Genomic DNA, 8126 nt, shown 5'->3' on the forward strand with positions numbered 1-8126 from the left:
TTAACCTCATTTAGATGTACCATGGAGAACCGTATCATAAGTAAGCACATAGTTATTATTTTTTGAAGCGTCAAAGTACAACTCAATGTCTTTGACGCTTCTTTCAGAGGGTGAATTTCCTTCATTTACAGTTATTTTATTAATAATTGTATGAAGAAAGTCCTTTTGCTTTTCAGGGGTAACGTGAGGAAGTACTTTTGAAAAAGTGCTTAATACTCTTTGTAATTGGTCTAATGAAATTTCATTATAGTAGGTTTATTTAACTCATATTCTAATTGTTGTTTTTGTTCTAGTAATACTTTCTTATCTAGTTCGGTAAGTCTGTCTAATATTGGCTCAGGTGGACTAGAGTTTTTTCAATAATTAAATGTAAGATAAATTAAAAATCCCCATAGTTGTTAAAGGAGATTTCAGGGTGGAAAAAAAAGAAGTAATTGAGTTTGTCGAAGTTGCAAAAAAGTTTTGTAGTCTAATTGAATCTTTAACAAATTTAAAGGTATTAGATGAAGTACCTAATATTGCAATTTCCTTATCTGAACTTTACTCTAAGGCAATAAAACTACCACAGGTTGAAACAGAAAGTGAAAAATTACCAGAAATAAATGTAGTTAGACCAAAGATAAGTTTTGGTAAATATGAATGTTATTCGGAGGTTTATGAACCATATTCTGATGAAGAATCTATCAATGCTAGTCTTACTGATGATATTTTAGATATTTACCAAGACGTTAAAGAAGGTTTAATTCTTTTTGAAAGTAATGATAGGAATGAAGCAATATGGCACTGGAATTTTAGTTTTTCTACTCATTGGGGTAGTCATGTTGTGGACGCTTTACGAGCATTACATTCAATAATGTTTTCTTTTTATAACCTTTGAGGGGGTGTTATATGAAAGCACATCAATGAGTAAAGTTGATGTGCTTTTGAATATATTTCCCTGTTATCATCTATAGTTACTAAATCCCCCATTTGGTTAATCGCCTTTATTTGATAAACTCAGATGCCTTCCTCTTTGTTTGCACTGACCATAAGTACAGATCTTATGAATCTGATTGGCTCAGTCGTGATGCCTGCCAATCACATTGTTTTTTATGGTTTGCTGTTGTCAATGTGATACTTATTGGTTTAGTCATTGAATCCTTCTTAATGAATAAATCTCGAATGTGAGGTATATTAAAGTAAATTGATATAAGTATGAAGAAGGAAATAAAAAATCCACTCTTCGTTCAAAATCATCACGAATCCAGGAGGGACTGTTAATGGAGATAGGAATCAGCACGTTTGTAGAAACAACACCAGATGTTAAAACGCGGGAAGTGATCAGTCATGCACAGCGATTGCGTGAAGTCGTTGAGGAAATTGTGCTTGCCGATCAAGTAGGATTGGATGTATTTGGGGTAGGAGAGCATCATCGTCAGGATTATGCAGCATCCTCTCCAGCCGTTGTGTTGGCTGCCGCGGCATCACAGACAAAACGTATTCGGCTGACGAGTGCGGTTACCGTACTTTCCTCTGCAGATCCGGTACGGGTGTTCCAGGATTTTGCTACGCTTGACGGCATTTCGAATGGACGTGCGGAGATCATGGCAGGCCGTGGTTCTTTCATCGAATCCTTTCCGCTATTTGGCTATGATTTAAAAGACTATGATGAGCTTTTTGAAGAGAAGCTGGACTTGCTGCTCACATTACAAAAGTCCGAAGTCGTGTCCTGGTCTGGCAAACATCGCCCGGCCATTAACAATCTTGGTGTGTATCCTCGTCCGGTGCAAGATCCTTTACCTATATGGATCGGGAGCGGGGGTAACAGTGAATCGGTCATCCGTGCAGGACTCTTGGGGCTGCCACTTGTTCTGGCCATCATAGGAGGACGTCCAGTCCAGTTCGCTCCCCTTGTTCAGCTTTATAAACAAGCGGCAGCTCAGGCTGGTCATGATATTTCCAAATTAACGGTTGCGTCCCATTCACATGGATTCGTTGCCGAGGATGACGAGACAGCAGTAAATAAATTTTTCCCTCCCACCCAACAAGTCATGAATGTGCTTGGAAGAGAGCGGGGCTGGGGACATTATGACCGGGTAGCATTCGATGCGGCACGAAGCTTTGAAGGAGCACTGTATGCGGGGGATTCGGAAACTGTGGCGCAAAAGATCATTCACCTCCGAAAGAACGTAGGCATCACACGGTTTATGCTGCACGTACCGGTTGGTACCATGCCACATGCAGATGTGATGAAAGCCATCGAACTGTTGGGGAAAGAAGTGGCACCTATCGTTCGAGAAGAAGTCGTCAAATGGGAAGCCATGCAGTAAAACAATCACCTGCTACTGGACAATCTTTCACAGTGGAAATGTCCTTAATTATTACAAATCCAATGCAACCTATAGAAAAGCTGTTTAAATTGGGTTATAGAATTATTGACCCGATCAACTTGAAAAAATCCAGCGGCCCATGCTGCTGGATTTCATTTTCAGTAATAAAATAAGAAATTCCATAATTAATTACATAAAGCAGAAGAACCAGACTGAATGTTTCTTAAGCATTATTGCTAAATTTTCGCATACTAACTAAATCACTAAAATCTGACCATCTCATTTTTCGTTTCAAATAATCATGGAAGGAATAGCAGCATTTTTGTTCAGGTTTATTGTAAAGTGATGAAACAAAGGTTTGCAAACGGACTTGAATCATAAAATAATAACGGTTATTTAGCTCTAGAACAGGGATTTCAATGACTTTTACCTTCTGTCCAATAACATTTTTGAACTCCAGCGTTTTATATAACAAAATATCATCCTCTTTTACCCGTTTATTTAGATTATACCCCTGTCATGATCCGAAAACATGCATAAATACAAGATATTTAAAAATTTAGATAATTATTTTTATATACTCAATTGTCATCTAAAATGAAAGTGTTAAATTTAGGGTAATAAAAAACCAGATTCATATTTCTGAATCTGGTTTCTATAAAAAGTACTCTGTGTGGGAGCTTCAGCGATGCTTCCCATTACATAGCTGCATACCATATGAATTTAGGCGAGTCTCATCTTGAAATCCTGATAGCCGAATTCACGGACGATTTGGCAATCTCCATTCTTGCCTTGAACGGCGATGGCAGGCAATGGCATCCCGTTAAACGTGGTGTTTTTCACCATTGTATAGATCGCCATATCACCGAACACTAATCGATCACCGCTCGTTAATGGCTGATCGAAAGAATAGTCTCCGATTACATCGCCTGTAAGGCAGGTTTGCCCGCCAAGTCGATAAGTAAATGGCTTCTCGCCTGCTTCCCCTGATCCAAGGAGAGGGGGACGATAAGGCATTTCCAATACATCAGGCATATGGCAGGTTGCAGAGGTGTCAAGAATGGCAATTTCCATACCGTTTTGATGCAGATCAAGGACAGACGTGATCAAATGCCCTGCATTGAGAGCAATGGCTTCGCCCGGCTCCAGATATACCTCCAAACTGTATTTATCCTGCATTCTCTTAATGCAATCTTCCAGTAATGGGATGTTATAATCTTCTCTCGTGATGTGGTGGCCGCCGCCAAAGTTGATCCACTCCATCTGCGGGAGCCATTGCCCAAACTTTTCTTCAACTGCCTGAAGAGTTGTATCTAAGTCATCAGAGTTTTGCTGGCAAAGTGTGTGAAAATGCAAGCCCGAAACACCTTCCAGCAAATCAGGACGAAATTGCTCTTTGGTTACACCGAACCTGGAACCTGGTGAACATGGATCATAGATGGCATGGCCAACTTGTGTGGAGCATTCAGGATTGATGCGCAAGCCTACTTTCCTGCCGGCCTGAAGAGCTTTATCTTTATATTTTTCCAGCTGTGAGAAGGAATTAAAGATAATATGATCGCAAAGGGAGATAATTTCGTCGATTTCATCTTCACGATAAGCAGGGGCAAAGACATGATTCTCTTTGCCCATTTCCTCATAACCAAGGCGTGCCTCGTACAAACCGCTTGCTGTCGTACCGCTTAAATACTTTCCAATAAGCGGATACATTGTTGTCATGGAAAATGCTTTTTGGGCCAAAACAATCTTAGCTCCTGTACGTTCCATGACACCGTTCAGGGTTTTTAGATTTTTTTCCAGAAGACCTTCATCAACTACATAACAAGGTGTTGGTAATTCTTCAAATTTCATCTTAGTCCACAAGCTCCGGATCAAAGCTTTCCTTCCACGGTAGTCCCCATTTATTCAATGCTTCCATGAATGGGTCTGGATCAAACTCTTCAATGTTGTAAACGCCTTTGTAATCCCATTTTCCTGTCATTAACATCATGGCACCAATCATGGCAGGTACGCCGGTGGTGTATGACACGGCTTGAGAACCAACTTCTCTGTAGGACTCTTCATGATCACAAACATTATATACGTAATACGTTTTATCTTTGCCATCTTTTTTGCCACGGAAAATAACACCGATATTGGTTTTACCCTTTGTCCGCGGTCCAAGTGATGCTGGGTCTGGTAATACAGCTTTCAAGAACTGCAAGGGGATGATTTGTTTTCCTTCGTATTCAATCGGCTCAATGGAAGTCATTCCTACATTTTCAAGGGCTTTCAGGTGAGTAAGGTAACTTTCGCCAAATGTCATGAAGAAACGGATACGCTTAATTCCAGGCATGTTTAAAGCAAGAGATTCAATTTCTTCGTGGTGCAGCAAGTACATATCTTTCTCGCCAATTTCAGGGAAGTTATAAACGCGTTTGATTTCCATTGGCTCAGTCTCGATCCATTCACCGTTTTCCCAGTAGCTTCCGTTGGCAGAAACCTCACGAATATTGATTTCAGGATTGAAATTCGTTGCAAAAGGATAGCCATGATCCCCTGCATTACAGTCAAGAATGTCGATATATTCAATTTCATCAAAATGATGCTTAAGTGCATGGGCAGAAAATACCCCTGTTACACCAGGATCAAAGCCGCTGCCTAAAAGAGCTGTAATACCAGCCTCTTTGAAGCGTTCGCGGTAATCCCATTGCCATTTATATTCAAATTTCGCTGTATCTTCCGGCTCATAGTTTGCTGTATCCAAATAGTTTGTTTTTGTTGCCAGACAGGCATCCATGATCGTTAAATCCTGATATGGCAAAGCTAAGTTCATCACGATATCTGGTTTTACCTCTTCAATTAAAGCGATTAACTCATCCACGTTATTTGCATCAACTTGTGCCGTTGTAATTTTCGTTTTCCCGCCATCCAGTTTGGCTTTTAAGTCATCACATTTTGATTTTGTACGGCTTGCGATACATATCTCTTCAAATACCTCACTGTTTTGAACACATTTATGTATGGCTACTGATGCTACCCCGCCACACCCAATAATAAGTGCTTTCCCCATTCTCTTGTCTCCTGACTAAATAGATTTTGCAAGCAGAGAGGAAATGCATAACAATCTAACTAGCGATGCATCTCCAACTGTGGATGCCCTAGCAAAAAGATATGTGCCATAACCCCTTAAAAAATACTTAACAACAAAAAAAGCAAGTGCAAAACGCATAATCGCGCACAACACTTGCTTTAGATATAATCATCAATATTAAAAAAGTATAGTATATGTATGACAAGGATTCATATATATACGTCTACCATATCAGTCTTAGGACATTATGGAAGGAAGCTCTTTAATATTCAAAATATATCATATGATGATCAGAGTCTATATAGCAAATAAATACTTTTACTACTCTTATTGACCGTTTCACAAGTTGATGTGCCTACGCACTGGTTGTAAAGTAACCACTTATAAAATTTGAGCTTTTAACTCAATCAATAAGGCAACTAAAGTTGCCAATCGGCATTTGACCCGGCTGTCCGTATGGCCTTAACTTCCTTAAGGAAGTGGTCAAAATTATCTGCTTGGAAAGACTCGAAATATATTAAATATTAGCTTTCCAATTAACGCTCCTTTATATTATCAGCATGTAATGAAAATAGCAATCAACAAGTTTTAGATTTATTTCAAAAACTCCGACTAGCAATATAAATGATTGGTAGAAGCATTAGTTTAACTTATTGGTCCTTTATTAACACTATGCCTATTAGCTTTTTTAGATAAAAACTTTGGAACACCTTCTTTTCCGGATAATACTAACAAAACCTCATGCAGTACACGACGGGGAACCGTATCAAAAGTAAAATAGAAAATGGGTACGGAAAAGATTGCATTATAGTAATTTGAACGTAAGTCTTCTGTATTTTCAAAAACTCAAAAAGTTGCTAACTAAAAAGGGTATACTAAAGAAGCAATAGAATGAATGAACAGGTGGATAATGATGGCTAAAACAATAGTAGAAAAATTAAACTTACAAAAATATAAAAAAATAGCAGTATTGGATTTACCAGATGGTGCGGATTATTTATCAGAGTTAGCAGATTATCATACAGAACTAACCGATCGTTCATATGATCTTATTTTTGCTTTTGTATTGGATATGGAGGCTTTGAAAGACCTTGTTAACAAAGTTATCCGGAAAAATTATCTAAATAAAAGCGGCTATATCTTTTTGGCTTATCCGAAAAAGGGAAATAAAGTATACCCAACGTTTATTCATCGTGACGATTTATTAGATGGATTGGGTGCAGATGAAAATGGTTATGTGGGGACAAGTAACATTAAATTTGCACGAATGGTAGGATTAGACGAAGTCTTTACGGTTGTAGGTCTAAAAGAAGATTCTCGAAACCGCAATCAAACTATGACAGCGGCAAGTCAATGCGTAGATGATTATATAGAGAGGATTCCAGATGTGGAAAAAGATTTACAGCATACTCCAGATTTACTGGCTTTTTATCAATCACTTACTCCTGAATACCGTAAAGATTGGGCTCGTTATGTTTATAGTGCAAAACAAGATGCGACTAAAGAAAAACGGCGTGAGGAGATGAAAATGATTCTTGGTGCGGGTTACAAGAGTCGGGATCTATATCGGAGAGATAAATAATATATAAATCCTCTTTAAATGATAGAAGGTTAATTTTTTTCTTACACAAGGCATAATCACAGAGATGTTCATTTAATTGTAAATGACAATGATTAATGATAGGTATGGATTTATTAAGAATCCGAAAGGAGTTAAATATCTCATGAAGTACATAAAATCGCAAATGAAACAGTTGGTTAAAGACAATAATAAACTGCAAACGCGCTTAAAAGAGTTGATGGAAGAACATGACCTTGAGAAAAACTTTGCGCTGAAAGCATTGTACCATTCAGAAGTTGCTGAAGGCGGAAAGTATCAGTTAGCATATCAAGCACTTGACTTGCCCAAAGGGTAAGTCATTTTTTTATTAATTTGAACTAAGTCTATGTGGGGGAAAAAATAAAAAACTCACTTAGATTCATTACGAAGAATTTATCATAAATAGTGAGGAAGCAGAGAGTAGAAGTCCCGTTAAATATTAAGCTCTAAAACTTTTGTAAAACAAAGGATACCGTCTAACTAATGGTATACAAAGTTCCTTAATTTCCAAAAAATTGGTTACTTTGTGTGCAGAACATAATTAGATGAAATAGTTATTCATAATACAGTATCTTCTTTAGAAGAAGCGTCTCCTAGATAGAGAAAAAAACTATAGAAAAGGTATCTGGATTATGCCGAAGACCAGGCTGAACGCAATCAACCAATGTACATGAAAGAATGGATAGATAAGTTGAATGCTTTCCTTCAGTTTAACGGTTGAGAGATTCTAGATAATGCTGGAAAGATTTCAAAGGAAGTAGCAGAGAAATTGGCTGGTCAAGAATATGAGAAATTCAGCCATGCTCAGATAGTAAAGAACGTAGATGGCGATTTTGATGAATTCGTGAAGAAAAATCGACTAAAGTAATAAAAGATGAGATTGGATCCCTCGTCTCATTTTTTTGTCCTCTAATTCAACATGCTAAAAAATTATCATAAATATAAATACCCTTATTCAAAAGAATAAGTAGTTTAATCATTGAAATAAGAGGTGTCCAAAAGCCTATACTAGGGAGCACACCTTGACATGTTTTTTATTTAATAGCTATCTAAGTTAAAACAAAAGCAAAAAAAGGCATGCCATAATAAAATGTACCCTATAGTGTAGACACTTTGAAAAAAGGTCTCTCTATAGGGTGCATTT

The 8126-nt window shown here is 37.8% G+C and carries 8 protein-coding genes; 5 read left to right on the forward strand and 3 right to left on the reverse strand.

Going from position 1 to position 8126, the window contains the following annotated elements:
- The first annotated feature begins 415 nt into the window (after positions 1-415).
- Both D0463_RS06040 and D0463_RS06045 read left to right on the forward strand, forming a co-directional pair.
- A complete protein-coding gene (locus D0463_RS06040) occupies positions 416-877 on the forward strand; it encodes a DUF5063 domain-containing protein (protein ID WP_160118379.1) in 462 nt (153 codons plus the stop codon).
- 382 nt (positions 878-1259) lie between these two features.
- Positions 1260-2309, forward strand: a complete 1050-nt coding sequence (locus D0463_RS06045; RefSeq protein ID WP_117306224.1) for an LLM class flavin-dependent oxidoreductase — start codon at positions 1260-1262, stop codon at positions 2307-2309.
- Between the two features lie 223 nt (positions 2310-2532).
- Here the strand turns inward: D0463_RS06045 and D0463_RS06055 are convergent, their stop codons facing one another.
- From D0463_RS06055 to D0463_RS06065, 3 genes are all read right to left on the reverse strand, one after another.
- Positions 2533-2784: a DUF2535 family protein gene (locus tag D0463_RS06055; protein WP_117306228.1), complete on the reverse strand. Its 252-nt coding sequence runs from the start codon at positions 2782-2784 to the stop codon at positions 2533-2535.
- Positions 2785-3032: 248 nt separating this feature from the next.
- Positions 3033-4160 carry a carboxynorspermidine decarboxylase gene (gene nspC / locus D0463_RS06060; protein ID WP_117306230.1) on the reverse strand — a complete coding sequence of 376 codons (1128 nt, stop codon included), beginning with the start codon at positions 4158-4160 and terminating at the stop codon, positions 3033-3035.
- A 1-nt stretch (position 4161) separates the two neighbouring features.
- Entirely contained in the window at positions 4162-5361 is a 1200-nt protein-coding gene (locus D0463_RS06065; protein WP_117306232.1) for a saccharopine dehydrogenase family protein, read from the reverse strand.
- 931 nt (positions 5362-6292) lie between these two features.
- On the opposite strand from D0463_RS06065, the gene D0463_RS06070 reads away from it, so the two are divergent.
- From D0463_RS06070 to D0463_RS20055, 3 genes are all read left to right on the forward strand, one after another.
- Positions 6293-6964: a YdeI/OmpD-associated family protein gene (locus D0463_RS06070; protein WP_254052726.1), complete on the forward strand. Its 672-nt coding sequence runs from the start codon at positions 6293-6295 to the stop codon at positions 6962-6964.
- A 142-nt stretch (positions 6965-7106) separates the two neighbouring features.
- The gene (locus D0463_RS06075) at positions 7107-7298 is read left to right on the forward strand and encodes a hypothetical protein (protein ID WP_117306236.1); all 192 of its coding nucleotides are present in this window, start codon (positions 7107-7109) and stop codon (positions 7296-7298) included.
- Between the two features lie 309 nt (positions 7299-7607).
- The gene (locus D0463_RS20055) at positions 7608-7703 is read left to right on the forward strand and encodes a hypothetical protein (protein WP_301950626.1); all 96 of its coding nucleotides are present in this window, start codon (positions 7608-7610) and stop codon (positions 7701-7703) included.
- Positions 7704-8126 lie beyond the last annotated feature (423 nt).

The organism is Bacillus sp. V59.32b (assembly GCF_003429085.1).
In the GTDB taxonomy this organism is placed as follows: Bacteria; Bacillota; Bacilli; order Bacillales; family DSM-1321; genus Peribacillus.

Coding starts and splice junctions, on each gene's coding strand:
- D0463_RS06075 (WP_117306236.1), top strand. CDS start 7,107: ATGAAGTACATAAAATCGCAAATGAAACAGTTGGTTAAAGACAATAAT.
- nspC (WP_117306230.1), bottom strand. CDS start 4,160: ATGAAATTTGAAGAATTACCAACACCTTGTTATGTAGTTGATGAAGGT.
- D0463_RS06070 (WP_254052726.1), top strand. CDS start 6,293: ATGATGGCTAAAACAATAGTAGAAAAATTAAACTTACAAAAATATAAA.
- D0463_RS06045 (WP_117306224.1), top strand. CDS start 1,260: ATGGAGATAGGAATCAGCACGTTTGTAGAAACAACACCAGATGTTAAA.
- D0463_RS06065 (WP_117306232.1), bottom strand. CDS start 5,361: ATGGGGAAAGCACTTATTATTGGGTGTGGCGGGGTAGCATCAGTAGCC.